We start from the raw sequence: 24,016 nt of genomic DNA on the forward strand, positions 1-24,016 counted from the left end.
GCGCATTCATGGCTGTTGGTCTTGGTCCGTTGCCAACGTTGCACCCGGTTGCCGGTTTTGAACTCGGTATCGCCTCGGCTGGCATCAAGCGCCCGGGGCGCAAGGATGTTGTGGTCATGCGCTGTGCCGAAGGCTCCACGGTCGCTGGCGTGTTCACCCTGAACGCCTTTTGCGCGGCTCCCGTGATCCTGGCCAAGCAGCGTGTGCAAGGTCCGGTGCGTTACCTGTTGACCAATACGGGCAATGCCAACGCCGGCACTGGCGAACCCGGCCTTGCCGCCGCCGAGCGCACGTGCGCCAAACTGGCTGAGCTGACCGGCGTCGACGCCAGCCTGGTGCTGCCGTACTCCACTGGTGTGATCGGCGAGCCGCTGCCGGTCGAGAAAATCGAAGGGGCCCTGCAAGCCGCCCTCGACGACCTGTCGGTCAACAACTGGGAAGCTGCCGCCACCGGCATCATGACCACCGACACCCTGCCCAAAGGTGCCAGCCGCCAGTTCCAGCATGACGGCGTGACTATCACCGTCACCGGTATCAGCAAAGGTGCGGGCATGATTCGCCCGAACATGGCGACCATGCTCGGCTACATTGCCACCGACGCCAAAGTCTCCCGCGACGTGCTGCAAAACCTGCTGCTGGACGGTGCCAACAAGTCGTTCAACCGCATCACCATCGACGGCGACACGTCGACCAACGACTGCTGCATGCTGATCGCCACTGGTCAGGCAGCACTGCCGGAAATCACTGAAGCCAGCGGTGATTTGTTCGCCAAGCTGAAACAGGCGGTGTTCGAAGTGTGCATGGACGTGGCCCAGGCCATCGTTCGTGACGGCGAAGGCGCGACCAAGTTTGTGACCGTTGAAGTCAACGGTGGCGGCAATCACCAGGAATGCCTGGACGTCGGTTACACCGTGGCTCACTCGCCGCTGATCAAGACCGCACTATTCGCTTCCGACCCGAACTGGGGCCGCATTCTGGCGGCTGTGGGCCGTGCCGGTGTACCGAACCTGGACGTGAGCAAGATCGACGTGTTCCTCGGTGAAGTGTGTATCGCCAGCCGTGGCGCTCGTGCATCGACATACACCGAAGCCCAGGGCGCGGCCGTGATGCAGCAGGAAGAAATCACCATCCGTATCGAGCTGGGTCGCGGTGATTGCAGCGAAACCATCTGGACCACCGACCTGTCCCACGAATACGTGAAAATCAACGCCGAGTACCGCACGTAACCAAAGTCAGGACCGAGTTGCTCCCTTCGCGAGCAAGCCCGCTCCCACAGGATTTACGCTGACCCTGTGGGAGCGGGCTTGCTCGCGAAGGCGGTCGACCAGACACTAAAGATTCTGGCCCATACCCCTATCAAAAGGTCCCGAACATGAGCCTTCACCTGATCATCGGCGACAAACTGCATTCCTCCTGGTCCCTGCGTGCCGCTTTGGCCCTCGATCTGGCCGGCGCCCCCTACACCGAAGAACTGATCAAGCTGAACCAGCCGGATACGCGTGAGCGCCTGCTCAAGCACTCGCCGACCGGCAAAGTCCCGTTGCTGAAAACCGAACACGGCACCATCGCCGACTCCCTGGCGATTGCCGAGTATCTGGCAGAGCAGTTCCCCGGCGCCGGCCTCTGGCCCGAAGACACCGCTGCCCGCGCGCAGGCGCGTTCGGCGTGCGCGCAGATGCACAGCGGTTTCTTCGCCATGCGCGGCAACATGCCATTCGACTTGAGTCACGACGCTGCGCTGTCGCCGACACCGGCTGACGTCCAGGCCGACATCGAGCGTATGTTGGCGTTGTGGGCCGAGTGCCGCGCCGTCGCCACCGAAACCGGTCCGTACCTGTTTGGCGGCGCGACCCTGGCGGATGCCTTCTTCGCACCGATCGCCGTGCGCCTGCGCACCTATCAGGTGAGGCTGCCCGCAGCGGACGGGGCCTACGTCGACACCCTCTATCAATGGCCGGCCTTCAAGGCTTGGCAGAAGGCGGGACTGGAGGAAGTAGAACGGTGAAACGAGTCCACGTAGCTGCCGCTGTTATCCGTGATGGCAGTGGCAAGATCCTCATTGCCCGCCGTGCCGACACCCAGCACCAGGGTGGCCTGTGGGAGTTCCCCGGTGGCAAGGTCGAGGCCGACGAATCCGTCGAAACCGCCCTGGCTCGCGAGCTCCTTGAAGAGCTGGGCATCGTGGTCAACGCGGCTCGCCCGTTGATCAAGGTCCGACACGATTACCCGGACAAGCAAGTGTTGCTGGACGTTTGGGAAGTGTCGGCCTTTACCGGCGAACCGCACGGCGCCGAAGGCCAGCCGTTGGAATGGGTCGCGCCCCGGGATCTGCTGAACTACGAATTCCCGGCGGCCAATCAGCCGATTGTCGCGGCTGCACGGTTACCCGCGCAGTATTTGATTACCCCGGAAGACCTGGAAACCCCGGCCTTGCTGCGCGGTATTCAAAAAGCCATTGCCGGCGGCATCAAGCTGATCCAGTTGCGGGCACCCAACGGCTACGATCCGAAGTACCGTGACCTGGCGGTGGACGCGGCGGGGCTGTGTGCGGGCAAGGCGCAGTTGATGATCAAAGGACCGTTCGAGTGGTTGGGAGATTTCCCGTCTGCCGGTTGGCACATCACCTCCGCGCAGTTGCGCAAATACGCGGCGGCTGGCCGCCCGTTACCGGCGTCGCGCTGGCTGGCGGCGTCCTGCCATAACGCTGAAGAGCTGGCATTGGCCGAGCAGATGGGGGTGGATTTTGTGACCCTGTCACCGGTGCAACCGACCCTGACTCATCCGGGGGCTCAGCCGCTGGGTTGGGAGCACGCTTGCGCGTTGATCGAAGGTTTCAGCAAGCCGGTGTTCTTGCTCGGCGGTGTTGGCCCGGCAGATCTTCAGAAAGCCTGGGATGCGGGCGCACAGGGAGCGGCGGGGATCCGGGCGTTTTGGCCTCAGGCTTGATTCTGCGGTGAGTTGACTGGCCCCTTCGCGAGCAAGCCCGCTCCCACAGGGGATTGTGGCGCACACAGATCCAATGTGGGAGCGGGCTTGCTCGCGAAGGCGGCCTGACAGGCGCCGATTAAACCTCAGGCTTCGGCGCCGGTTGCCACAAAATCTCGGCAATCCCTTGCCGCTTGGCAATCAACCGCGCCACCACAAACAACAAGTCCGACAACCGATTGATATACGCCAACCCAACCCCGGCCAACGGTTCGACTGCATTCAAATGCTGACACCGCCGCTCGGCACTGCGCGCCAGGCATCTGCACGCATGCGCCTGGGCAATCAACGCCGAGCCACCTGGCAGAATGAAATTCTCCAGCGGCCCCAGCTCTTCATTCCACACATCGATCGCGGCTTCCAGCCGTTCGACTTCTGCCGTATTCAGTGCCTGATACACCGGCATCGCCAGTTCACCACCCAGGTCGAACAACCGATGTTGGCAAGGCGCTAAAACCTCTATCACTTCGTTCAAGCCTGGATACTCACCAGTTTCCGCCGCCAACCCGGCCAATAGCACACCCACCTGACTGTTCAGCGTATCGACCTCGCCAATGGCTTCGATCCGCGGATGGTCCTTAGGCACGCGGCGGCCGTCACCCAGCCCGGTTTCGCCTTTGTCGCCGGTGCGGGTGTAAATCTTCGACAAGCGAAAGCCCATGGTTACCTCGATAGCTGATTGAGTTCTTGAGAGGCGAGCGGGGTGCCCGCCAAGGGCAGGCGCAAGGTGAAACACGTGCCTTGGCCCAGGGTCGATTGCACTTCCATCTGACCCTTGTGGTTGTTGGTAATGATGAAATACGAGACCGACAGGCCAAGGCCGGTGCCCTGACCGATTTCCTTGGTGGTGAAGAACGGTTCGAAGGTGCGTTTGCGCACGTTCTCGCTCATGCCGATGCCGTTGTCCTCTACCTGGATTTCCGCCCACGGCGGGTTCAGCTTGGTGCGCAGAATGATCCGTCCCGGCTCGCGGTCGTCTTCACGTTGGTGAATTGCCTGTGCGGCGTTTTTCAACAGATTGAGCAGCACTTGCTCCAGTTCGTTCGCGGTCCCGGGCACCGGGCCCAACGCTGGATCGAACTGGCGAATGATCGCCTGGCCCTTGAAGTCGAAACCGATCGCCAGGTCGAAGTCGTTGCCGGCGATTTCCACTGCCTGATCGATCAGCGCCGGCAGGTCGCACGGGGCCATTTGCCGGTTACTGCGGCGGCTGAAGCTGAGCATGTGGGTGACGATTTTCGCTGCCCGGGCACCCGCCTGTTGAATGCCGTCGAGCAACTGCGGCACTTCGCGCGCTTGCAGGTATTTGTTGACCGTTTCCAGCGCGATCCCGATTTGCTCGGCTTGTTCGAGGTTCTTCGGCAGATCAGGCGAAAGGCGTCGGCGAATGTTTTGCACGTTGTGCAGGATCGCGCCTAACGGGTTGTTGATCTCGTGAGCCATGCCCGCGGCAAGGCCCCCGACCGAGAGCATTTTTTCCGACTGCACCATCATCTCTTCCAGCGACAGGCGCTGAGTGATGTCGTCGATCCGGATCACCACGCCGCGCCCGGCACCGCCCATCAGCGGGTAGAACGTCAGGGCGTAGTGCTTGGGTTCGTCGTCCTTGAGCCACGTCACCCGTTCAATCTTGGCCACTGTGTGCTGCTCGACGGTTTGCTTGAGTTGCGGCAGAAACGGCTTGAGCGGTTCGAAGGCCAGGAAGATCGGCTGGTTCAAGGCTTCGTCGAGGCGCGTGCCGGAGAGGGCGCTGGCCTCCTGATTCCACTGCGTCACGTAGAGCTGTTCATCAAGGGCGATCAGCGCCGAGGGCATGGAATCGATGATGCTGTTGAGGTAGTTCTGGAAACCGGTGAGCTTCTTCTCGATCTTGCTGCGCACCTGAACTTCGAGTTCCAGTTTGCGATTGGTATGGCGGGTTTCTTCGGCCAGGCCCTGAGCCTGGTCATACGCCGCCTGGGAATCGTCCCGGGCCCGCTTGAGTTGCTGCTCCCGGGCTTCGATCCGCGAGAGCATGGTGTTGAACGCCTCGGCGAGGCTGCCGATTTCGTCATGGTTACCGCGGGAGGCGCGCAGGGCGTAGTTCTCTTCCCGGGTCACTTGCCGGGACAGCTCTTCGAGCTGATGAATTGGCCGGGTGATCAGGCGTTTGATCTGTCGGGCAATCACCAGCCACAACAGCACACTGAAGATCAGAATCCCGAGACTGGCGGTCAAGGTCCCGGTGTAGAACGCCATTGGCAGTTCGCTGCTGGCGACCAGTAACAGGTGGCCAGGTGCGGTGCCGGGGCGGGGCAGGGTGATGATTTGATTGCTGCGAAACTCGGTAACTTGCCAGGATTCAATGTGCCGGTAATGCGTTGGCAGGCTCAGATGCTCTCCATGCTGCAACTGTGCCAGACGCTCGCCCTTGCCGTCATAAAGGGCCGCCGCGCGAAGTGGTGAATAGCTGTTGAGTTCATTGAGCAGGCGTTCGGCGCTTTGCGGTGACTGCAAGGCTTCGGACACCAGGCTGGGGTTGGACACCAGGCGGCCGATGGTCTGCAAGGCCTGAGGTGCCATGCTTTCCTGGGAGATGTAGTACGCGGCGCTGATAAAGGTCAGGTTGGCGACCAGCAGGACGGTGGTCAACAGCACCAGCAGGGCGGCCAGCAGTTTCTGGCCGACCGGAAGGTTTTCAAGGCGCTGGCGCAATGGCATCAGGTTTATCGCTGAAAAGGAACAAGTGGCCAGCGTAGCCGCTGCTCAGTCGCTGGGCAATCCAAGGCTGTGCAGATGGGTGATCAACCTTTGTTCAAGTTGATTGAGGTGCGGCAGGTTCAACTGATGCCTCGCGGCGACTTTGCAGGCATGACCCAATAGATAGCTGATTTCGGTGCGGCGCTGGTTCGCGACGTCCTGGTACATCGAAGAGTAGTTGGCGGCGGTTGCGTGAATCACCCGTTCGACTTCCTGTTGAAGGTCCTCGGCCGCTGCTGGCTGACCGCACCGCTCAAGCAACTCGGTCAATTCGCCGCAAAGGGTGGCGACTTCGCAGCGGTGCTCCTGTAAACCGCCATTGCGGCAATTGTGCAGGACGGTCAGCGGATTGATCGCACAGTTGAGTGCCAGTTTTCGCCATAGCCGGGTCAGAATATCGGTGCTCCACTCGTGGGGAATACCGGCGGCGCTCACGTCATCCAGCCAGATCGGCGCCACGGGATGCCCGGCATCCCCCAGCCAGGTGTAACCGTGGCCGGCGAATACCACGCGCCAGTCGCCATCGCGAAAGGCACCTTCGGTGCTCGACGCATAGATGCAGCGCGCCTGCGGCACCTGTGTGGCGACAGCGTCCTGGCTGCCAAGGCCGTTCTGCAACAGGATCAGCTCGGCGTCGGGGGCCAGGCGCGGTGCCAGTTGGGCCACGGCTTTCTCGGCATCGTAGGCTTTACAGGCCACCAGCAGGCGGTTGATCGGTTCCTTGTTGTCGGGTGTCTCGGCGGGCACCGGATAGCACTTCGCTTCACCGTGTTCAACCAGCGTCAGCCCACCCGCCACCTCATACGCCGCTAAGCGTGCAGCGTCCCGCACGATCAGCTTGACCGGCACGCCGGCCCGCGCCAGCCGAGTGGCCCATAAGGTGCCAAGGCTACCGGCGCCCAGAACATGCCAGGTGGTGGACATCAGCTTTTTGCTCTGTTTATCGCGCGCATGGGAGGCTCGCAGTGAATGATGGGAAAGACCCGTTATAATCAGCGCGGATTTTAACCGCAAGCCAGGCGTGCTCCATCGTGATCGAGCATGCCCTTTTATTGGAGAGATTACATGCCGTCGTTCGACGTGGTATCCGAACTGGACAAACACGAAGTCACCAACGCGGTCGAGAACGCCGTCAAGGAACTCGATCGTCGTTATGACCTGAAAGGCAAAGGCACCTTCGAGTTCAAGGAAAAGGACCTGACCGTCAACCTGACCGCTGAAGCCGATTTCCAGCTCGAAGCGATGATTGAGATCCTCAAGCTGGCCCTGGTCAAGCGCAAAATCGACGTGCAGTGCCTTGAAGTCAAGGATGCGTATGCGTCGGGCAAGCTGATGAAGCAGGAAGCGGTCCTCAAGGAAGGCATCGACAAAGAGCTGGCGAAGAAAATCGTCGCTCATGTCAAAGACGCCAAGCTCAAGGTTCAGGCTGCCATTCAGGGTGAGCAAGTGCGCATTACCGGCAAGAAACGTGATGACTTGCAGGAAGCCATCGCGGCCCTGCGCGCCAAGACGTTCGATATGCCGCTGCAGTTCAACAACTTCCGCGACTGACTTTCAAGCGGGAACCTGTGGGAGCGGGCTTGCTCGCGAAAGCGGTGTGTCATTCAACAGTAATGTCGACTGATACGCCCTCTTCGCGAGCAAGTCGAATCGTCGCACCGCCGCTCCCACCCCGATTGTGCTTAACCCAGGAGAATGTAGATGGATTTGAATGCTGAAGTGGACAACCTGGTCAAGGCGTCTCAAGCCTGGATTCCGATGATCATGGAATACGGCAGCCGCGTGCTGCTAGCGGTGATCACCCTGGCCATCGGCTGGTGGCTGATCAACAAAGTGGCGCAAAAGCTTGGCGGCCTGCTGGCGTTGCGTAACGCCGACCTGGCGCTGCAGGGTTTCATCAGCAGCCTGGCGAACATTATTCTCAAGGTTCTGCTGATCGTCAGCGTCGCCTCGATGATCGGCGTGGAAACCACATCCTTCGTCGCAGCCATCGGTGCCGCCGGCCTGGCCATCGGTCTGGCCTTGCAGGGCAGCCTGGCGAACTTCGCCGGTGGTGTGCTGATTCTGTTGTTCCGCCCGTTCCGCATTGGTGACTGGATCGAAGCCCAAGGTGTTGCCGGCACTGTCGACAGCATTCAGATCTTCCACACCGTGCTGCGTACCGGCGATAACAAAACCATCATCGTGCCTAACGGTAATCTGTCGAATGGCATCATCACCAACACCAACCGTCAACCGACGCGCAAAGTTGTGTTTGATGTGGGCGTTGATTACGAAGCGGATCTGCAGAAAGCTCGTCAAGTCTTGCTGGACCTGGCCAAAGATGAGCGTGTTTTGGTTGACCCGGCACCTCAGGCAGTGATTTCTACCTTGGGCGACAGTTCGATTACTGTTTCCCTGCGAGTGTGGGTGAAGACTGCGGATTATTGGGATGTGATGTTCATGTTTAACGAACAGTCCCGTGATCGTTTGAAAACGGCTGGTATCGATATCCCGTTTCCACAGCGGGTGATTCGAGTGGTTCAGGAATCTGCGGTGCAGTAAGCAACAAAAAAGGCCCATCCGAAGATGGGCCTTTTTTTTATTACCGCGAACTAGCTTTCGGCAATTACAGAACCGAAATCGGGTAGTCGACGATCAGGCGGAACTCTTTGATATCGCCTTCACCTTCGTCGGCGTTGGCAGTGTGCCAAGCCTGGCGGATACGGAAAGACAGATCTTTAGCCGGGCCAGTCTGAACAACGTACTTGGCTTCAAGGTTGGTTTCGTGGTGTTTGCCATCTTCGCCGTAGAGGCCGCCGTAAAGGCTGCCTGCTGGAGTTTTGGTACCGTCGATGTTCCAGCCATTCACGTAACGGGTCATGAAGCTCAGACCTGGAACGCCATACTCAGCCATTTTCAGGTCGTAACGGATCTGGGCAGACTTCTCGCCTGGGGCGTTGAAGTCAGAGTACTGGATGGAGTTGGCGAGGAAGATCGAGTCGCCCCCACGGTTAGTGGCACCACTATGACCACCTACACCGATGTAGTCGAACGGCGTGTCGCCGTTAACTTTCTGGAACGCCAATGTAATGGTGTGTGCTTTCAGGAACGAGAAAGCGGCTGCCAGGGAGTAGGCGGTGTTGCTGATGTCGCCGGCTTTAGCGTCACCGGTATCGGTGGTGCGGTAGATGTTACCGTCCAGGTTAACCGACTGATCGCCACCCATTGGGATGGTGTAGTTCAGGTTGGCGTAGTACTGGTTCCAGATGTCTTCCAGCTTGGCGCCATACAGCGATGCGCTCAGGTTGTCGGTGATGCCGTACTTGCCACCGAAATAGTCGATGGAGTTGGCTTCCACGCCAGCGTAGGTTGCCCACAGGCCGCCGTCACGAGCGTTTTTGTCCTGGCTGGTCGACGAGTAGAAATGACCGGCTTCGAGGTCAAGGTCTTTGACTTCGCTGCTCTGCAGTTGGAAACCGCTGGCAGTTTGCGGAAGGACGCGGGAACCGCCAACAGCGAACACTGGAGCAGTGCTTGGCTGCATGTCGCCGACTTTCAACTCGGTTTTGGAGATGCGGAATTTAGCGGCCGCACCGGCTTTGCCTTGGCTGTCGTTGACATGGCCATCGGAGTCGCGGCTCATGTTGCCCGTGCCGCCAGTACCGTCGCCACCGTCCAGTTTGATCGCCAGGTAACCGAACGCATCAACGCCAACGCCTACGAGACCTTGGGTGTAACCGGAGCTGTAGTTGCCCCAGAAACCCTGGGTCCAGTCTTTCTGATCGTTTGAGCCATTTTTGCGGTCACGGTTGAAGTAGTAGTTGCGAAGATTCAAGTTCAACTTGGAGTCTTCAACAAAACCCTTGGCTTCAGCCTGGTCACTTACAAAAGGTGCGGCCGTAGCCAATTGAGTACTGGCTGCTGCTGCAACTGCCAGTGCGATCATGCTCCACTTCATCACGCGCATCGTGATTTGCTCCTTTGGTTTTAGAAGAGTACTGCCGTCCCACCTGATTTATTATCTGGGCGGCTCTTTCTTTTTGTGTCGGCGCAAACTTATATCACGCCGACCATGTTGGCGATACTTGCGCATCTAACCTTTCAGCTTCTTTACGACCCTGTCGCAAACGGCTTGGTAGATGTCGCAAATTTACAGCCCCGACGCAAGCGGACTGACAACTTTTAGCGTTGTTTTCCAGGGCCTGAGCATCGGTAAAAAGAGTCCCTGGTGAAACGCTTGAATCTCCATCGGGCAACCCTGCCACTGTTTTTATTTGCCTTAAGGCTTCCACTTCCAGCGGACGCTTTAGAGGCGATGTGGGTGTGAATGCAACAAGCGTGCACAAATCAGAATCCTGCTGGTTTTTTTTCTGAAAGCCTGCCTGTCGCTGTAAAAACCTCATAAAACCGGGGTGTTCAAGCACGTTTTGTTCGGGCTTGACGCCATGGTTTGCATCGTGTTGTACCCTTGTGGCCGACTCCGTGACAACCCAAAACGTTACCGGTTCACCCCACCAGTGAGTAAATGGCGGATGCCTGACCGACTCAGCGTAGACGCACTGTGCGGTTTTGGTGCAAAAAATTTTAATCGCTGTACTGAATTCATACAATGCGGCCGTCTGCCAAATTCGAACGCGTCGTTGTTTATCAGTCAGTTCGGCGTTTTTTGTGTGGCTGCCGGTTCTGTAATGGTGCGGCCTGAGCGAAAATGACTCATGTCGGGGCGCGTGACCGGCCGTTTGTAATTTCTCGGGTTGGCTTCGACCATGGTTGATCGTGAAGCCAGCGGCGTTCGCAGGTATGCTGCCGTCCTGTCGCTTGGTGCGCCGTCTCTCGAGATGGACGCTAAGCTGAAATTGATGACCAGGCGGGAGTGCGCGCAGTGTTCGCTTTAGATCCACGACTTCAACAAGACACGTTACCGATTGGGGATTTCCCACTGTGCCGGTTGCTGCTGTCCAATGATTCGAACTACCCCTGGTTCATTCTGGTGCCACGTCGCGACGATATCAGTGAGATATTTCAGTTGGATGTCGCAGATCAACAGCAGCTGTGGCGGGAAACAACCGCACTGGCGGAAATGCTCAAGGACTCGTTCGACGCGGACAAATTGAATGTCGCGGCCCTGGGTAACGTCGTCAGTCAGTTGCACATGCATGTGATTGTGCGCAAGCGTGAGGACGCCGCCTGGCCAGCTCCGGTCTGGGGTAAACACCCAGCCAAGCCTTATGGTCCAGAGCAGATTGCGTTGATTCGCGAGCGGTTGCGCCTGGTATTGACCGATGATTTTACGTTTCTGGAGGGTTGAATCATGAGCCTGGAAGCACGCGTTACCGATCTGGAGAGCCAGCTGGCGTTTCAGGATGACACCATCCAGGCATTGAGTGATGTGCTGGCGACGCAGCAGCGTGCGGTTGAACGTCTGCAACTGCAAATGGCCGCCTTGCTCAAGCGACAAGAGGAAATGGCCGGTCAGTTCGAGACGTTTGAAGAAGAAGCACCACCGCCGCATTATTGAGTGCGACCAACTGACGGGCAATAAAAAACCGCGAACAGCCAGGCTGTTCGCGGTTTTTTTTAGCCTTGAATCAGCGACGCGGCAGTGCGGCGATCACATCTTCGGCTTGCAGACCCTTGTCACGGTTCATGACAGAGAACTCCACACGCTGGCCTTCGACCAGGACACGGTGACCCTCGCCACGAATGGCCCGGAAATGCACGAAAATATCATCGCCGGAATCACGGGAAATAAAGCCGAAGCCTTTGGATGTGTTGAACCACTTTACGGTACCGGTATCGCGGTTGCTCATGTCATAGCTTGGCGAGGCGGCGGCAGGTGAAGATTTGTAGAAGCTGATGGCCAGGTGCAGAAGAACGGCAATCAGGGCAGCGACCAGGCTGAACAGAACAGCAGGTTGACCGGCAATGACAGGCATCGGCGCGATCAGCGTCAGGGTTTGCAGGACGACGGCCAGAACCAGCAGGGCGCTGACCAGGTTTTGCAGTTGATGACGCGGGCCTTTGTTCCAGTAAGGGATAACAGGAGCGAGGGTGAGGTTGAGCAGGCCGAAAAAGGCCAGGTACAACGCATCAGGTTGTTGCAGGTAAGGTACGGCTTCGGATCGCAGGCTAGGGATGAAGGACAGCAGCAAGGCTGCTGCGCCCATTAGCAGGTGGACAATTTTCAACATTTTGAGTAACTCACGTTAAGACGGATCACAAGGAAGAGCTGAGTGAGCACGGTTCGCTTCAGAACAATAGGAGGCGTTGGACACGTACCCGGCATCAGCCTATGCGCAGCCCCCGGAAAATAGGCGGTAGCGACACACTGCCTATTTAACAGCAAAGCCTGCAGCTACTCAAATCAGGCAGTTCAGCGGTGCTCTGAGGGTCGATTAGTCGCAGATAACCTTCGTTGGCGTTATTCGCGTTCGACCTCTTGTCTCTTTAAACCCATTTCGCGCTAGTCAAATGGCGTCTGACTATGTAGGAAAACGTCCGGCCTAGGACGGTCTCCATGATCGCTCTTCAATTGTTGGCTTCTCCTACGTTGATGGTCATAAAGTCATCTGGATATACCTTTGCGCCTGCGCTTCTATAGGGCAACAGATATTGCTCTTAAAGAAGGCAAGGACGGCTAAGGAGTGTCAACGAAATGGATGACGAAGACAGGAGAAACGAGGGGAGGGTCGGTCTGGTCAAGGAGATAAGGATCGATCCATTCGTCAGCGAATTTGATATGGGCCTGGCCCAGCCTTTATCCCGATCAGTGCGCTTGAATGGTTTCGCCACCTGCTTGCGACTTGAGCAGGTGTACTGGGATATTTTGAATGATATGGCCAGGATCAACTGCTGTACCGTCAGTGCGCTGTTGTCCCATGTGGACCGCGAGGTGCATTTGCGTCACGGCGGGGTCAAGAACTTCACCGGGTTGGTGCGGGTTGTGTGCGTCGTGCACAGCCTGAAGGAAGGCGGCTGCGTCGCCATGCCTTAACCACAGGGGTGGAACGGGTAGAGTGTCGGTCTGTGCAGTCTTACGGCTGCACAGGCTGCATTTAATGGATATAATCCCGCTCTTTGCCGCAAAACCCAGCGTGTGCGGTAGCAATCTGATCGCCGAGACAACCCCCATGCCGATGTACGACTATCAATGTGCTTCCTGTGGTCATCAGTTGGAAGCCATTCAAAAGATCAGCGCAGCACCGCTGGTCGACTGCCCTGCCTGCCAGGCGCCAGAGCTTAAGAAGATGCTGTCCATGCCGGGCTTCCGCCTTAGCGGCACCGGCTGGTACGAAACCGATTTCAAGACCGGTTCCAAGAAGAATCTGGCCGGCGGCGACAAAGCTGACTAGGGTCTTGAACCTGAGTTGAACGACACGTGCGAGCTCTTGCATCATCTGGCGCCTTTCTTAAGGGCGGGGCTGTTGCAGGATCTCCAACCGAATTTCGAATTACGAGAAGCGAAACCACGACCATGATGCGCAGCCATTATTGCGGCCAACTGAACGAAAGCCTGGAAGGCCAGGAAATTACCCTTTGCGGATGGGTTCACCGTCGCCGTGACCACGGTGGGGTGATTTTCCTCGATATCCGTGATCGTGACGGTCTGGCCCAGGTGGTGTTCGACCCGGATCGCGCTGAAACTTTCGCCGCCGCCGATCGCGTGCGCAGCGAGTACGTGGTCAAGGTCACGGGCAAGGTACGCCTGCGTCCGGCCGGTGCCGGCAACGCCAACATGGCGTCGGGCATGATCGAAGTGCTGGGCTACGAGCTGGAAGTATTGAACGAAGCGGAAACCCCGCCGTTCCCGCTCAACGAGTTCTCCGACGTCGGCGAAGAAACCCGCTTGCGTTATCGCTTCATCGACCTGCGTCGTCCGGAAATGCTCGAGAAGCTGCGTCTGCGTTCGCGCATGACTACCAGCATCCGTCGTTACCTGGACGAGAACGGCTTCCTCGACGTCGAGACGCCGATCCTGACCCGCGCTACTCCGGAAGGTGCTCGCGATTACCTGGTGCCGAGCCGTACTCACGCCGGTTCCTTCTTCGCCTTGCCGCAATCGCCGCAGCTGTTCAAGCAGCTGCTGATGGTGGCCGGCTTCGATCGCTACTACCAGATCGCCAAATGCTTCCGCGACGAAGACCTGCGTGCCGACCGTCAGCCTGAATTCACTCAGATCGACATCGAGACCAGCTTCCTCGATGAAAAAGACATCATTGGCATCACCGAAGGCATGATCCGCAACCTGTTCAAGGAAGTGCTGGATGTGGAATTCGGCGAATTCCCGCACATGACCTGGGAAGAGGCCATGCGTCGTTACGGTTCCGACAAGCCGGACCTGCGTAACCCGCTGGAACTGGTTGACGTTGCCGATCAGCTGAAAGAAGTCGACTTCAAAGTCTTCAGCGGCCCGGCCAACGACCCGAAATGCCGCGTCGCCGCCTTGCGCGTTCCTGGCGCGGCGAGCATGCCGCGTAAGCAGATCGACGACTACACCAAGTTCGTCGGCATCTACGGTGCCAAGGGCCTGGCGTACATCAAGGTCAACGAGCGCGCCAAGGGCGTTGAAGGCCTGCAATCGCCGATCGTCAAGAACATCCCTGAAGCCAACCTCAATGTGATCCTTGATCGCGTGGGTGCGGTCGATGGCGACATCGTGTTCTTCGGTGCCGACAAAGCCAAGATCGTCAGCGAAGCCCTGGGCGCGCTGCGGATCAAGGTCGGTAACGACCTGAACCTGCTGACTTGTCAGTGGGCGCCAATGTGGGTAGTCGACTTCCCGATGTTCGAAGAGAACGACGACGGCAGCTTCGCGGCCTTGCATCACCCGTTCACCGCGCCGAAGTGCACCCCGGAAGAATTGGAAGCCAACCCGGCGACCGCTCTGTCCCGAGCCTACGATATGGTCCTGAACGGCACCGAGCTGGGTGGTGGTTCGATCCGTATCCACCGCAAGGAAATGCAACAGTCGGTGTTCCGTCTGCTGGGTATCAGTGAAGCGGAACAGGAAGAGAAATTCGGCTTCCTGCTCGACGCCCTGAAATACGGTGCGCCGCCGCACGGTGGCCTGGCCTTCGGTCTGGACCGTCTGGTGATGCTGATGACCGGCGCCCAGTCGATCCGTGAAGTGATCGCCTTCCCGAAAACCCAGAGCGCCGCTTGCGTCATGACTCAGGCCCCGGGTGTGGTAGATGCCAAGGCACTGCGCGAACTGCACATTCGTCTGCGCGAAACGCCTAAGGCTGAGTAAGGCTGACCAGAAGGGCGCATCTTCGGATGCGCCCTTTCTTTATAGAATGGTCGAGATTTTTATTTGCTGGCTGGCGCATCATGGCGCGGCGGGCAATGTTTCAAAGAGAATTCGGAGCGAGATATGGCGGGTCATTCCAAGTGGGCGAACATCAAGCACCGCAAAGAACGTCAGGATGCCAAGAAGGGCAAGATTTTCACCAAGTGGATTCGTGAGCTGACCGTTGCGGCCCGTCAGGGCGGTGGCGATCCGGGTTCCAACCCACGTTTGCGTCTGGCGCTGGACAAGGCTCTCGGCGCGAACATGAGTCGGGACATTATCGACCGTGCGGTCGCCCGCGGCGCCGGTGCTGCCGACACCGACGACATGGTCGAGCTGACCTACGAAGGCTACGGCCCGGGCGGCGTGGCGGTGATGGTCGAGTGCATGACCGACAACCGCAACCGCACCGCCGCCGCTGTTCGCCATGCGTTCAGCAAATGCGGCGGCAACCTCGGTACGGACGGTTCGGTGGCCTATCTGTTCGAGCGCAAGGGGCAGATTTCCTTCGCTCCGGGCGTCGATGAAGATGCACTGATGGAAGCGGCGATGGAGGCCGATGCCGATGACGTGGTGACCCACGAAGACGGCTCCATCGACGTGTTCACCTCGTTCGCCGGTTTCTACTCCGTGCGTAACGCGCTGGAAGCGGCCGGTTTCAAAGGTGATGACGCGGAAATCGTGATGTTGCCGACCACCAGTGCCGAACTCGACCTGGAAGGCGCCGAGAAGGTGCTCAAGCTGATCGACATGCTTGAAGACCTGGATGACGTGCAGAACGTCTACTCCAATGCGGACATCCCTGAATCGGTAGCCGCGCAGCTGGGTTAAGGGCGACTAAGATCCAATGTGGGAGCGAACCGTGGCGAGGGGATTTATCCCCGTTCGGCTGCGAAGCAGTCGCAGACCCAGTGATTACGGTTTTTCTGAAATCTTCGTATTCACAGGTTCAGGGCCGCTTCGCGACCCAACGGGGCGGTGCGACGTTTCGCTAAATCCCCTCGCCACGGTTCGCTCCCACAATTGTTATTCGCTGTATTGAATATCGTGCTCTTACCTAACCCGCAGGCGTTATGACTTTAATTCTTGGTATCGACCCCGGTTCGCGCATCACCGGTTATGGCGTAGTGCGTGATACCGGGCGGGGATGCGTTTACGTGGCGTCGGGCTGCATTCGCACAGGTTCCGGCGAGCTGCATGAACGCCTGCAAATCGTCTATCGCGGCGTGCGCGAAGTCATCCAGACCTACGGCCCGGTGACCATGGGCATCGAAAAGGTCTTCATGGCACGCAACGCCGACTCTGCGCTGAAACTTGGCCAGGCCCGCGGCGCAGCCATCGTTGCCGGCGCGGAAGAAAGCCTGGAAATCGCTGAGTACACGGCGACCCAGGTCAAGCAAGCAGTCACTGGTACCGGCGCGGCGAATAAAGAGCAGGTGCAAATGATGGTCATGCACATGCTGAAACTGACCAGCAAACCGCAAATCGATGCCTCGGACGCCCTGGCCATTGCCATTTGCCATGCTCACACCCGCTCCAGCCTGTTGCCCCATGGTCTGGGCACGGCACGCAGTCGTGGCGGGCGCCTGCGTCTCTGATAGCATCAGCAATCATTTTTTACGGAATGAGGGTTTTGCGCCTGTGTCGTCGGCGCAAAACCCTTGTTCTGTCAGTCGCCAGCACTGATCTGGCCAACGCTCAAGGATCTGAAACGTGATTGGACGCTTGCGCGGCACACTGGCTGAGAAACAGCCGCCGCACCTGATTCTGGATGTAAACGGTCTGGGGTATGAGCTGGAAGTGCCCATGACCACGCTTTATCGCTTGCCGTCGGTCGGTGAACCGCTGACCTTGCACACCCATTTGGTCGTACGCGAAGACGCGCAGTTACTCTATGGCTTCTTCGGCAAGCGTGAGCGAGACTTTTTTCGCGAGTTGATCCGTCTCAATGGTGTGGGGCCGAAATTGGCCCTGGCCCTGATGTCGAGTCTGGAAGTCGATGAGCTGGTCCGCTGCGTACAATCCCAGGACACCTCGGCGTTGACCAAGGTGCCGGGCGTGGGCAAGAAGACTGCCGAGCGTTTGCTGGTGGAACTCAAGGATCGCTTCAAGGCCTGGGAAACCGTGCCGGCGATGTTCGCTTTGGTACCAAACCAGCCGGGTGGGCCAGATACAACGCCGGTTGCCACCGCCGAAAATGACGCGGTCAGCGCGCTGATCTCCCTGGGCTACAAGCCGCAGGAAGCCAGCAAGGCAATTTCTGCGATCAAGGAGAAAGGCTTGAGCAGTGAAGACATGATTCGTCGTGCCCTGAAGGGAATGATCTAAGTGATTGAAGCTGATCGTCTGATTGCCGCCACGCCCGGCCCTCGTGATCGCGAGGAAGTTCAGGACCGGGCGATTCGCCCTGTCAGCCTGGCCGAGTACATTGGCCAGCCGACCGTTCGCGAGCAAATGGAGTTGTTCATCCAGGCGGCTCGTGGGCGCAATGAATCCCTGGACCACACGCTGATTTTCGGCCCGCCGGGTCTGGGTAAAACCACCTTGGCCAACATCATCGCCCAGGAAATGGGCGTGTCGATCAAGAGCACCTCGGGCCCCGTGCTTGAACGCCCGGGTGATCTGGCGGCGCTGCTGACCAATCTTGAGCCACACGACGTGCTGTTCATCGACGAAATCCATCGGCTCTCACCGATTGTCGAAGAAGTGCTGTACCCGGCCATGGAAGATTTCCAGCTCGACATCATGATCGGCGAAGGGCCGGCCGCGCGCTCGATCAAGCTTGATCTGCCGCCGTTCACCCTGGTCGGTGCGACGACGCGGGCGGGGATGCTGACCAATCCGCTGCGCGACCGTTTCGGCATCGTCCAGCGCCTGGAGTTCTACAACACCGCTGACCTGGCAACGATTGTCAGTCGTTCGGCGAATATCCTCGGTTTGCCGCTGGACCCGGAAGGCGCCTTCGAAATCGCCCGCCGTGCCCGTGGTACGCCGCGGATCGCCAACCGCTTGCTGCGCCGGGTTCGGGATTTCGCCGAAGTTCGCGCCAAGGGTCACATCACCAAACCGATCGCCGACCTGGCCTTGAACCTGCTGGATGTCGACGAGCGTGGCTTCGATCACCAGGATCGACGGCTGCTGCTAACGATGATCGAGAAGTTCGACGGTGGGCCGGTCGGGGTCGATAGCCTCGCCGCCGCCATCAGTGAGGAGCGCCACACCATTGAAGACGTGCTGGAGCCGTATCTGATCCAGCAGGGCTACATCATGCGTACGCCGCGGGGGCGGGTGGTGACCCGGCATGCGTACCTGCACTTCGGTTTAAACATCCCGTCACGATTGGGCGAGATGCCCGTGGTAGACGAGTTCCTCGATGCCGTGGACGATTAATAACCTTTGCGCGCTGATATATTCGGGGTTTGTGTGGTCCCAGGACCGTACTTTCGCCAGAAAGCCGTGAATCAATGAAAAACAGTTGCCTGGCCGGATTGGCAACCTGAGGAGTAAGCACTAGAGTATGCGCGCGCAAAACGGGCTTGAGCCTTTCGCACTTCGTTGTCGCGTTTATTACGAGGACACCGATGCGGGCGGCATCGTGTATTACGTTAATTACCTCAAGTTTATGGAACGGGCTCGAACCGAGCGGCTCCGGGAGCTGGGCTTTGCCCAATCCCAGCTTGCAGGTGAGGACCTGTTGTTCGTCGTGCATTCCAGCGAAGCGCGTTACCACGCGCCGGCGCGACTGGACGACGAGCTGCTGGTAAGCGCTGAAGTAATCGAATTGAACCGTGTCAGCCTGCGCTTCAAACAGCAGGTCAGGCGGGCTACGGATAATGCGCTGCTCTGCGAAGGGCAGTTTTTGGTGGCCTGTGTGCGCACTAACAGTTTGAAACCCCGGGCCATTCCCGAAGCTCTACGTGCGGCCTTTGCCGACGTGAGCGGCGCGGGTACACACTCAAAGCAGGAGATAAAGCGTGGAAGCTAACGTCGTCGACCATTCCTCCATGTGGAGCCTGGTCAGCAATGCCAGTATCGTGGTGCAACTGGTAATGCTGATCCTGGTAGCCGCATCGGTGACCTCATGGATCATGATCTTTCAGCGCAGCAATCTGCTGCGCGCCGGTCGACGTGCCCTGGAGAGCTTTGAAGAGCGCTTCTGGTCGGGTATCGACCTGTCCAAACTCTACCGTCAGGCCGGCAGCAATCCTGATCCGGATTCGGGCGTAGAGCAGATCTTCCGTGCCGGTTTCAAGGAATTCTCCCGTCTGCGCCAGCAGCCAGGCGTTGACCCGGAAGCGGTCATGGAAGGCGTGGCTCGTGCCATGCGCGTCGCCATTTCCCGCGAAGAAGAAAAGCTCGAGCAGAGCCTGCCGTTCCTCGCGACCGTAGGTTCCGTCAGCCCGTACATCGGTCTGTTCGGTACCGTCTGGGGGATCATGAACTCCTTCCGTGGCCTGGCCACTGCCCAGCAAGCGACCCTGGCCACCGTGGCCCCGGGTATCGCCGAAGCACTGATTGCTACCGCGATCGGCTTGTTCGCCGCCATCCCGGCCGTTATCGCTTACAACCGTTTTGCTGCGCGCAGCGAAACCCTGCTGAGCCGTTACTACACCTTCGCCGATGAATTCCAGGCGATCCTGCACCGCAAAGTGCACACCAGCGAAGAATAAGCAGGTAATTTCCAATGGCTTTAATCGCTCGAGCTCGCAAAAAGCGCAAGCCGGTTGCCGAGATGAACGTGGTGCCCTACATCGACGTGATGTTGGTGCTGCTGGTCATCTTCATGGTGACCGCTCCGATGCTCAATCAGGGCGTGAAAGTTGATCTGCCCAAGGTTTCCAGCGAAGCCTTGCCGCAGGACAACAACACCCAGGTCCTGACCATTTCGATCAAGGCTGACAAGACCTACTACTGGAACCTTGGCAGCGAAGTCGACACTGAAAAGCAACAGGACAAGGCCATGACCTTGCCGCAGATGACTGACGCCGTGACCAAAATCATTCGCGCCGGCACTGAAGGTGGCAAGCGTACCCAGGTGTTCATCCGCGGCGACAAGACCGTCGACTACGGTTCCGTCATGGGCGCCATGGGCGGGTTGCAGAAAGCCGGGGTCGGTAATGTTGGCTTGATCACCGAGGCACCCTGATGCAGCAAATGCGAGAGCCGTCCGCCTCGGAAAGCTATTTCTGGCCTAGTGTCTGGGCGCTTGTCTTGCACGTGCTGGTTTTCGGCATGCTGTTCGTCAGTTTCGCCTTCACGCCCGAACTGCCGCCGGCCAAGCCGATTGTCCAGGCGACCCTGTACCAACTGAAATCGAAAAGTCAGGCGACCACCCAGACCAATCAAAAGATTGCGGGTGAGGCGAAGAAATCCGCCGCGCGCCAGACCGAAGTCGAACAAATGGAACAGAAAAAGATCGAGCAGGAAGCGATCAAGGCCGCGGAACAAAAGAAGGAAGACGCGGCTCAAAAAGCCGAAGAATCCAAAAAGGCCGACGAGACAAAGAAAGCGGAAGAGGCCAAAAAGGCTGATGAAGCCAAGAAAGCCGATGAAGCGAAGAAGACCGCCGAAGCTAAAAAGGCCGAAGAGAAACAATTGGCTGATATAGCCAAGAAGAAGTCTGAAGAAGAAGCCAAGAAAGCAGCTGAAGAAGAGGCCAAGAAAGCGGCCGCTGAAGAAGCGAAGAAAAAGATCGTCGAAGACGCGAAGAAGAAAGCCGCCGAAGACGCCAAGAAGAAATCTGAAGCTGAAGAGGCGAAGAAGAAAGTCGCCGAAGACGCGAAGAAGAAAGCTGCTGCCGATGCTGCGAAGAAAAAATCGCAGGAAGCGGCACGTAAATCCGCCGAAGACAAAAAGGCTCAGGCCCTGGCAGATTTGCTTTCCGATACGCCGCAGCGTCAGCAGGCCTTGGCGGATGAGCAGGGTGACGAAGTCGCCGGTAGTTTCGATGATCTGATTCGTGCTCGTGCAGCGGAAGGCTGGGCTCGTCCACCTTCGGCCCGCAAAGGCATGACGGTCGTGTTGCAAATCGGCATGTTGCCCGATGGTACGGTGACTTCGGTTGGCGTGGCCAAGTCCAGCGGCGATGGTCCGTTTGACGCTTCCGCTGTTGCGGCGGTCAAGAACATTGGACGTTTGACAGAAATGCAGGGAATGAAGCCGAGCGATTTCGCTCCGTATCGTTCATTCAAGATGACATTCACACCTGAGGATCTAGCCTTGTGAGAAACCTTCTTCGAGGAATGCTCGTCGTTATCTGCTGCCTGGCAGGGATAGCGGCAGCTGATGAAAAAAACATTCTGGTCACCAGCGGCAGTGATCGGGCCACCCCGATCGCAGTCGTTCCGTTTGGCAACCAGGGCGGCAGCGTTCTGCCGGACGACATGGCCGAAATCATCGGTAACGACCTGCGCAACTCGGGTTACTACTCGCCGATTCCAAAACAGAACATGATCAGCCAGCCAAGCCAGGCCAGCGAAATCATCTTCCGTGACTTCAAGGCGCTGGGCGCCCAGTACGTCATGGTCGGCAGCATTGCTCCTGCGGGCGGTCGCCTGCAGGTCCAATACGCACTGTTCAACGTCGCCACCGAGCAGCAAGTGCTGACCGGCAGCGTGTCGGGCAGCGTCGATCAACTGCGCGACATGTCGCACTACATCGCGGACCAGTCGTTCGAAAAACTCACCGGTATCAAAGGTGCGTTCTCGACTCGTCTGTTGTACGTGACAGCCGAGCGTTTCTCCGAGAAGAACACTCGCTACACGCTGCAACGTTCAGACTATGACGGTGCCCGTGCCGTGACCCTGCTGCAATCGCGCGAGCCGATCCTGTCGCCACGTTTCGCACCGGACGGCAAGCGCATCGCTTATGTGTCGTTCGAGCAAAAGCGTCCGCGTATTTTCATGCAGAACATCGACACCGGTCGCCGTGAGCAGATCACCAACTTCGAAGGCCTGAATGGCGCGCCAGCATGGTCGCCTGATGGCAATCGCCTGGCATTCGTACTGTCGAAAGATGGCAACCCGGACATCTACGTGATGAACCTGGGTTCGCGTCAGATCACGCGTGTCACTAACGGTCCTGGCATCAACACCGAACCGTTCTGGGGTAAAGATGGTTCGACCATCTACTTCACCTCGGACCGTGGCGGCAAGCCGCAAATCTACAAAACCAGCGCAGGCGGTGGTGGTGCGGAACGTGTGACCTTTATCGGTAACTACAACGCCAACCCTAAGCTTTCGGCTGATGAAAAGACCCTGGTGATGATCCATCGTCAGGAAGGTTTCACTAATTTCAAGGTGGCAGCCCAGGATTTGCAGCGCGGAAGCGTAAAAATCCTCACTGATAGCACTCTGGACGAGTCGCCTACTGTTGCGCCCAACGGCACCATGGTAATCTACGCCACCCGCCAGCAGGGCCGGGGAGTCTTGATGCTCGTGTCCATTAATGGACGCGTAAGGCTCCCGCTTCCTACCGCACAAGGCGAAGTCAGAGAACCTTCCTGGTCCCCTTACCTGAACTGACGCGGCGCTATACGTTGTACTTAACACATTGGGGTTCATTAGGAGTTTCACGATGGAAATGCTGAAGTTTGGTAAATTTGCTGCGCTGGCTCTGGCCATGGCTGTAGCTGTAGGTTGCTCGTCCAAAGGCGGCGACAATGCCGGTGAAGGCGCTGTAGATCCAAACGCTGGTTACGGCGCAAACACTGGTGCAGTTGACGGCTCCCTGAGCGAAGAAGCTGCTCTGCGCGCAATCACCACTTTCTACTTCGAATACGACAGTTCGGACCTGAAGCCAGAAGCCATGCGCGCTCTGGACGTTCACGCCAAGGACCTGAAAGCAAACGGCGCTCGCGTTGTTCTGGAAGGCAACACCGACGAACGTGGTACTCGTGAGTACAACATGGCACTGGGCGAGCGTCGTGCGAAAGCCGTTCAGCGTTACCTGGTACTGCAAGGTGTTTCCCCAGCTCAGCTGGAACTGGTTTCCTACGGCGAAGAGCGTCCAGTTGCTACCGGCAACGACGAGCAGTCCTGGGCTCAAAACCGTCGCGTCGAACTGCGTAAGTAATTCGTCATGCGAACGTGCCGTCGTGCTGTAACTGTTTTGGCTCTCAGTCTCGCACCGCTTGCGGTGTGGGCTGCGGTTCCTGTGGTCGATAATGACTCCGGCTATACCAATAGCGGGACTAATAATCCGCCTGCAGGTTACGGTACGAACGGCGCCTATGCCGGGGGAGGGGTTTCGGCCCCTGTCTCGGCACAGGGCGAGCTGTTCAACCAACTGCAATCGATGCAGGAGCAGATCTCGCGCCAACAAGGCATCATCGAAGTTCTGCAAAATGATGTAGCGCGCATGAAGCAAGAGAACCTGGAGCGATATCAGGATCTTGATCGGCGTATAGGAACCGGCGTTGCACCAGCCGCGACTCCTGATAATTCTTCCGCCGGTGGCAGTTTGAATGCCCCCGGTGCAGCAGCGGGCGCAGCCGCAGGAGCGGCAGCCGCTCAGGCACCTGCCGCGGGTAGCGAGCCGGCTGATCCGGCGAAGGAAAAACTGTATTACGATGCAGCCTTCGACCTGATCAAAGCCAAGGATTTCGACAAGGCCAGCCAGGCTTTTGCCGCATTCCTGCGCAAGTACCCGAACAGTCAGTACGCGGGCAATGCTCAGTACTGGTTGGGGGAAGTGAACCTGGCCAAAGGCGATCTGCAAGGTGCAGGTCAGGCTTTTGCCAAGGTTTCGCAGCTGTACCCCAAGCATCCAAAAGTGCCTGATTCGCTGTACAAGCTGGCTGATGTAGAGCGCCGCCTCGGTCATCCCGACAAGGTCAAAGGCATTCTGCAGCAGGTTGTGTCCCAATATCCGGGCACTTCCGCCGCTCAGCTGGCCCAGCGTGATCTGCAAAAAATGTAAGGGCGGCTTGACCCGTTTTGAAGAAACCCGCGCTTGTCGCGGGTTTTTTCGTTAGAATTCACGCCCTTTTTATGAAACACGCTTTTTGGGATCTGCGCGGTG

Annotated in this window: 27 protein-coding genes; 21 read left to right on the plus strand and 6 right to left on the minus strand. The window is 58.2% G+C overall.

Translation table 11 applies throughout. The features are described from left to right. Positions 1 to 8 precede the first annotated feature (8 nt). The 3 genes from argJ (at position 9) to DFS28_RS22050 (ending at position 2,946) form a co-directional block, all read left to right on the plus strand. Positions 9 to 1,226, plus strand: coding sequence for a bifunctional glutamate N-acetyltransferase/amino-acid acetyltransferase ArgJ (argJ, locus tag DFS28_RS22040; RefSeq protein WP_008147411.1), 1,218 nt, complete (start codon positions 9 to 11; stop codon positions 1,224 to 1,226). A 146-nt stretch (positions 1,227 to 1,372) separates the two neighbouring features. Beyond that, entirely contained in the window at positions 1,373 to 2,005 is a 633-nt protein-coding gene (locus DFS28_RS22045; protein ID WP_111451435.1) for a glutathione S-transferase, read from the plus strand. Beyond that, positions 2,002 to 2,946, plus strand: coding sequence for a Nudix family hydrolase (locus DFS28_RS22050; protein ID WP_111451436.1), 945 nt, complete (start codon positions 2,002 to 2,004; stop codon positions 2,944 to 2,946). Before DFS28_RS22045 ends, DFS28_RS22050 begins: the two co-directional genes overlap by 4 nt. Positions 2,947 to 3,064: 118 nt before the next feature. Here the strand turns inward: DFS28_RS22050 and DFS28_RS22055 are convergent, their stop codons facing one another. Genes DFS28_RS22055 through DFS28_RS22065 form a run of 3 tightly spaced genes read right to left on the minus strand, consistent with a single transcriptional unit; the run spans position 3,065 to position 6,648 of the window. Next, entirely contained in the window at positions 3,065 to 3,646 is a 582-nt protein-coding gene (locus DFS28_RS22055; protein WP_111451437.1) for a cob(I)yrinic acid a,c-diamide adenosyltransferase, read from the minus strand. Between the two features lie 2 nt (positions 3,647 to 3,648). Further along, entirely contained in the window at positions 3,649 to 5,685 is a 2,037-nt protein-coding gene (locus tag DFS28_RS22060; RefSeq protein ID WP_111451438.1) for a HAMP domain-containing sensor histidine kinase, read from the minus strand. Positions 5,686 to 5,730: 45 nt separating this feature from the next. Continuing rightward, complete coding sequence (locus DFS28_RS22065) at positions 5,731 to 6,648, minus strand: putative 2-dehydropantoate 2-reductase (protein ID WP_111451439.1); 918 nt, start codon at positions 6,646 to 6,648, stop codon at positions 5,731 to 5,733. Positions 6,649 to 6,789: 141 nt separating this feature from the next. Between DFS28_RS22065 and DFS28_RS22070 the strand changes: the two genes are divergently transcribed. Together DFS28_RS22070 and DFS28_RS22080 are read left to right on the plus strand one after the other, a co-directional pair. Further along, complete coding sequence (locus DFS28_RS22070; RefSeq protein WP_007906601.1) at positions 6,790 to 7,275, plus strand: YajQ family cyclic di-GMP-binding protein; 486 nt, start codon at positions 6,790 to 6,792, stop codon at positions 7,273 to 7,275. A 150-nt stretch (positions 7,276 to 7,425) separates the two neighbouring features. Beyond that, positions 7,426 to 8,268 (plus strand): mechanosensitive ion channel family protein, encoded by an 843-nt coding sequence (locus tag DFS28_RS22080; protein ID WP_111451440.1) that lies wholly within the window; start codon positions 7,426 to 7,428, stop codon positions 8,266 to 8,268. Positions 8,269 to 8,332: 64 nt separating this feature from the next. Here DFS28_RS22080 and DFS28_RS22085 read toward each other — a convergent pair whose 3' ends face one another. Next, positions 8,333 to 9,673 carry an OprD family porin gene (locus DFS28_RS22085; RefSeq protein WP_111451441.1) on the minus strand — a complete coding sequence of 447 codons (1,341 nt, stop codon included), beginning with the start codon at positions 9,671 to 9,673 and terminating at the stop codon, positions 8,333 to 8,335. A gap of 94 nt (positions 9,674 to 9,767) precedes the next feature. Continuing rightward, positions 9,768 to 10,316: a hypothetical protein gene (locus tag DFS28_RS30540; protein WP_158539692.1), complete on the minus strand. Its 549-nt coding sequence runs from the start codon at positions 10,314 to 10,316 to the stop codon at positions 9,768 to 9,770. Between the two features lie 272 nt (positions 10,317 to 10,588). On the opposite strand from DFS28_RS30540, the gene DFS28_RS22090 reads away from it, so the two are divergent. Then, a complete protein-coding gene (locus DFS28_RS22090; protein WP_111451442.1) occupies positions 10,589 to 11,014 on the plus strand; it encodes an HIT domain-containing protein in 426 nt (141 codons plus the stop codon). A 3-nt stretch (positions 11,015 to 11,017) separates the two neighbouring features. Continuing rightward, a complete protein-coding gene (locus DFS28_RS22095) occupies positions 11,018 to 11,224 on the plus strand; it encodes a SlyX family protein (RefSeq protein WP_008147392.1) in 207 nt (68 codons plus the stop codon). 70 nt (positions 11,225 to 11,294) lie between these two features. On the opposite strand, the gene DFS28_RS31040 is transcribed toward DFS28_RS22095, so the two are convergent. Beyond that, positions 11,295 to 11,897 carry a cold-shock protein gene (locus tag DFS28_RS31040; RefSeq protein WP_111451443.1) on the minus strand — a complete coding sequence of 201 codons (603 nt, stop codon included), beginning with the start codon at positions 11,895 to 11,897 and terminating at the stop codon, positions 11,295 to 11,297. 464 nt (positions 11,898 to 12,361) lie between these two features. On the opposite strand from DFS28_RS31040, the gene DFS28_RS22105 reads away from it, so the two are divergent. From DFS28_RS22105 to ybgF, 14 genes are all read left to right on the plus strand, one after another. Continuing rightward, positions 12,362 to 12,700, plus strand: coding sequence for a ribbon-helix-helix domain-containing protein (locus DFS28_RS22105; RefSeq protein WP_111451444.1), 339 nt, complete (start codon positions 12,362 to 12,364; stop codon positions 12,698 to 12,700). Positions 12,701 to 12,836: 136 nt separating this feature from the next. Beyond that, a complete protein-coding gene (locus DFS28_RS22110) occupies positions 12,837 to 13,058 on the plus strand; it encodes an FmdB family zinc ribbon protein (protein WP_010457489.1) in 222 nt (73 codons plus the stop codon). Positions 13,059 to 13,180: 122 nt separating this feature from the next. Next, positions 13,181 to 14,956, plus strand: coding sequence for an aspartate--tRNA ligase (aspS, locus tag DFS28_RS22115; RefSeq protein WP_008147383.1), 1,776 nt, complete (start codon positions 13,181 to 13,183; stop codon positions 14,954 to 14,956). A gap of 123 nt (positions 14,957 to 15,079) precedes the next feature. Then, a complete protein-coding gene (locus tag DFS28_RS22120; RefSeq protein WP_008072427.1) occupies positions 15,080 to 15,826 on the plus strand; it encodes a YebC/PmpR family DNA-binding transcriptional regulator in 747 nt (248 codons plus the stop codon). A gap of 242 nt (positions 15,827 to 16,068) precedes the next feature. Further along, positions 16,069 to 16,593, plus strand: a complete 525-nt coding sequence (ruvC, locus tag DFS28_RS22125) for a crossover junction endodeoxyribonuclease RuvC (RefSeq protein WP_008147379.1) — start codon at positions 16,069 to 16,071, stop codon at positions 16,591 to 16,593. A 115-nt stretch (positions 16,594 to 16,708) separates the two neighbouring features. Then, complete coding sequence (ruvA, locus tag DFS28_RS22130; protein ID WP_046049661.1) at positions 16,709 to 17,323, plus strand: Holliday junction branch migration protein RuvA; 615 nt, start codon at positions 16,709 to 16,711, stop codon at positions 17,321 to 17,323. Then, a complete protein-coding gene (gene ruvB, locus DFS28_RS22135; protein ID WP_008147374.1) occupies positions 17,324 to 18,385 on the plus strand; it encodes a Holliday junction branch migration DNA helicase RuvB in 1,062 nt (353 codons plus the stop codon). Between the two features lie 127 nt (positions 18,386 to 18,512). Next, positions 18,513 to 18,980 carry a tol-pal system-associated acyl-CoA thioesterase gene (ybgC, locus tag DFS28_RS22140; protein WP_008147372.1) on the plus strand — a complete coding sequence of 156 codons (468 nt, stop codon included), beginning with the start codon at positions 18,513 to 18,515 and terminating at the stop codon, positions 18,978 to 18,980. After that, a complete protein-coding gene (gene tolQ, locus DFS28_RS22145) occupies positions 18,970 to 19,665 on the plus strand; it encodes a protein TolQ (protein WP_046049659.1) in 696 nt (231 codons plus the stop codon). The genes ybgC and tolQ overlap by 11 nt, the downstream gene beginning before the upstream one ends. A gap of 23 nt (positions 19,666 to 19,688) precedes the next feature. Continuing rightward, a complete protein-coding gene (gene tolR, locus DFS28_RS22150; RefSeq protein ID WP_161807482.1) occupies positions 19,689 to 20,141 on the plus strand; it encodes a protein TolR in 453 nt (150 codons plus the stop codon). Further along, positions 20,141 to 21,220: a cell envelope integrity protein TolA gene (gene tolA / locus DFS28_RS22155; RefSeq protein ID WP_111451445.1), complete on the plus strand. Its 1,080-nt coding sequence runs from the start codon at positions 20,141 to 20,143 to the stop codon at positions 21,218 to 21,220. Before tolR ends, tolA begins: the two co-directional genes overlap by 1 nt. Beyond that, positions 21,217 to 22,518, plus strand: coding sequence for a Tol-Pal system beta propeller repeat protein TolB (gene tolB / locus DFS28_RS22160; RefSeq protein ID WP_074879460.1), 1,302 nt, complete (start codon positions 21,217 to 21,219; stop codon positions 22,516 to 22,518). The genes tolA and tolB overlap by 4 nt, the downstream gene beginning before the upstream one ends. Positions 22,519 to 22,570: 52 nt before the next feature. Next, entirely contained in the window at positions 22,571 to 23,068 is a 498-nt protein-coding gene (pal, locus tag DFS28_RS22165) for a peptidoglycan-associated lipoprotein Pal (RefSeq protein ID WP_003178634.1), read from the plus strand. A 6-nt stretch (positions 23,069 to 23,074) separates the two neighbouring features. Next, the gene (gene ybgF, locus DFS28_RS22170) at positions 23,075 to 23,914 is read left to right on the plus strand and encodes a tol-pal system protein YbgF (RefSeq protein WP_033057602.1); all 840 of its coding nucleotides are present in this window, start codon (positions 23,075 to 23,077) and stop codon (positions 23,912 to 23,914) included. Positions 23,915 to 24,016 lie beyond the last annotated feature (102 nt).

It is taken from the genome of Pseudomonas sp. 478 (assembly GCF_003254125.1).
Taxonomy (GTDB): domain Bacteria; phylum Pseudomonadota; class Gammaproteobacteria; order Pseudomonadales; family Pseudomonadaceae; genus Aquipseudomonas.

What these genes read in the sequence shown, in the direction of transcription:
- DFS28_RS22065 (WP_111451439.1), bottom strand. Translation starts at nt 6,648, where the DNA reads ATGTCCACCACCTGGCATGTTCTGGGCGCCGGTAGCCTTGGCACCTTA.
- argJ (WP_008147411.1), top strand. Translation starts at nt 9, where the DNA reads ATGGCTGTTGGTCTTGGTCCGTTGCCAACGTTGCACCCGGTTGCCGGT.
- tolA (WP_111451445.1), top strand. Translation starts at nt 20,141, where the DNA reads ATGCAGCAAATGCGAGAGCCGTCCGCCTCGGAAAGCTATTTCTGGCCT.
- DFS28_RS22105 (WP_111451444.1), top strand. Translation starts at nt 12,362, where the DNA reads ATGGATGACGAAGACAGGAGAAACGAGGGGAGGGTCGGTCTGGTCAAG.
- DFS28_RS22055 (WP_111451437.1), bottom strand. Translation starts at nt 3,646, where the DNA reads ATGGGCTTTCGCTTGTCGAAGATTTACACCCGCACCGGCGACAAAGGC.
- ybgC (WP_008147372.1), top strand. Translation starts at nt 18,513, where the DNA reads ATGCGCGCGCAAAACGGGCTTGAGCCTTTCGCACTTCGTTGTCGCGTT.
- DFS28_RS31040 (WP_111451443.1), bottom strand. Translation starts at nt 11,897, where the DNA reads ATGTTGAAAATTGTCCACCTGCTAATGGGCGCAGCAGCCTTGCTGCTG.
- DFS28_RS22120 (WP_008072427.1), top strand. Translation starts at nt 15,080, where the DNA reads ATGGCGGGTCATTCCAAGTGGGCGAACATCAAGCACCGCAAAGAACGT.
- pal (WP_003178634.1), top strand. Translation starts at nt 22,571, where the DNA reads ATGGAAATGCTGAAGTTTGGTAAATTTGCTGCGCTGGCTCTGGCCATG.
- ruvC (WP_008147379.1), top strand. Translation starts at nt 16,069, where the DNA reads ATGACTTTAATTCTTGGTATCGACCCCGGTTCGCGCATCACCGGTTAT.
- DFS28_RS22080 (WP_111451440.1), top strand. Translation starts at nt 7,426, where the DNA reads ATGGATTTGAATGCTGAAGTGGACAACCTGGTCAAGGCGTCTCAAGCC.
- aspS (WP_008147383.1), top strand. Translation starts at nt 13,181, where the DNA reads ATGATGCGCAGCCATTATTGCGGCCAACTGAACGAAAGCCTGGAAGGC.
- DFS28_RS22110 (WP_010457489.1), top strand. Translation starts at nt 12,837, where the DNA reads ATGCCGATGTACGACTATCAATGTGCTTCCTGTGGTCATCAGTTGGAA.
- DFS28_RS22060 (WP_111451438.1), bottom strand. Translation starts at nt 5,685, where the DNA reads ATGCCATTGCGCCAGCGCCTTGAAAACCTTCCGGTCGGCCAGAAACTG.
- DFS28_RS22095 (WP_008147392.1), top strand. Translation starts at nt 11,018, where the DNA reads ATGAGCCTGGAAGCACGCGTTACCGATCTGGAGAGCCAGCTGGCGTTT.
- DFS28_RS22045 (WP_111451435.1), top strand. Translation starts at nt 1,373, where the DNA reads ATGAGCCTTCACCTGATCATCGGCGACAAACTGCATTCCTCCTGGTCC.
- DFS28_RS22070 (WP_007906601.1), top strand. Translation starts at nt 6,790, where the DNA reads ATGCCGTCGTTCGACGTGGTATCCGAACTGGACAAACACGAAGTCACC.
- ybgF (WP_033057602.1), top strand. Translation starts at nt 23,075, where the DNA reads ATGCGAACGTGCCGTCGTGCTGTAACTGTTTTGGCTCTCAGTCTCGCA.
- DFS28_RS22085 (WP_111451441.1), bottom strand. Translation starts at nt 9,673, where the DNA reads ATGCGCGTGATGAAGTGGAGCATGATCGCACTGGCAGTTGCAGCAGCA.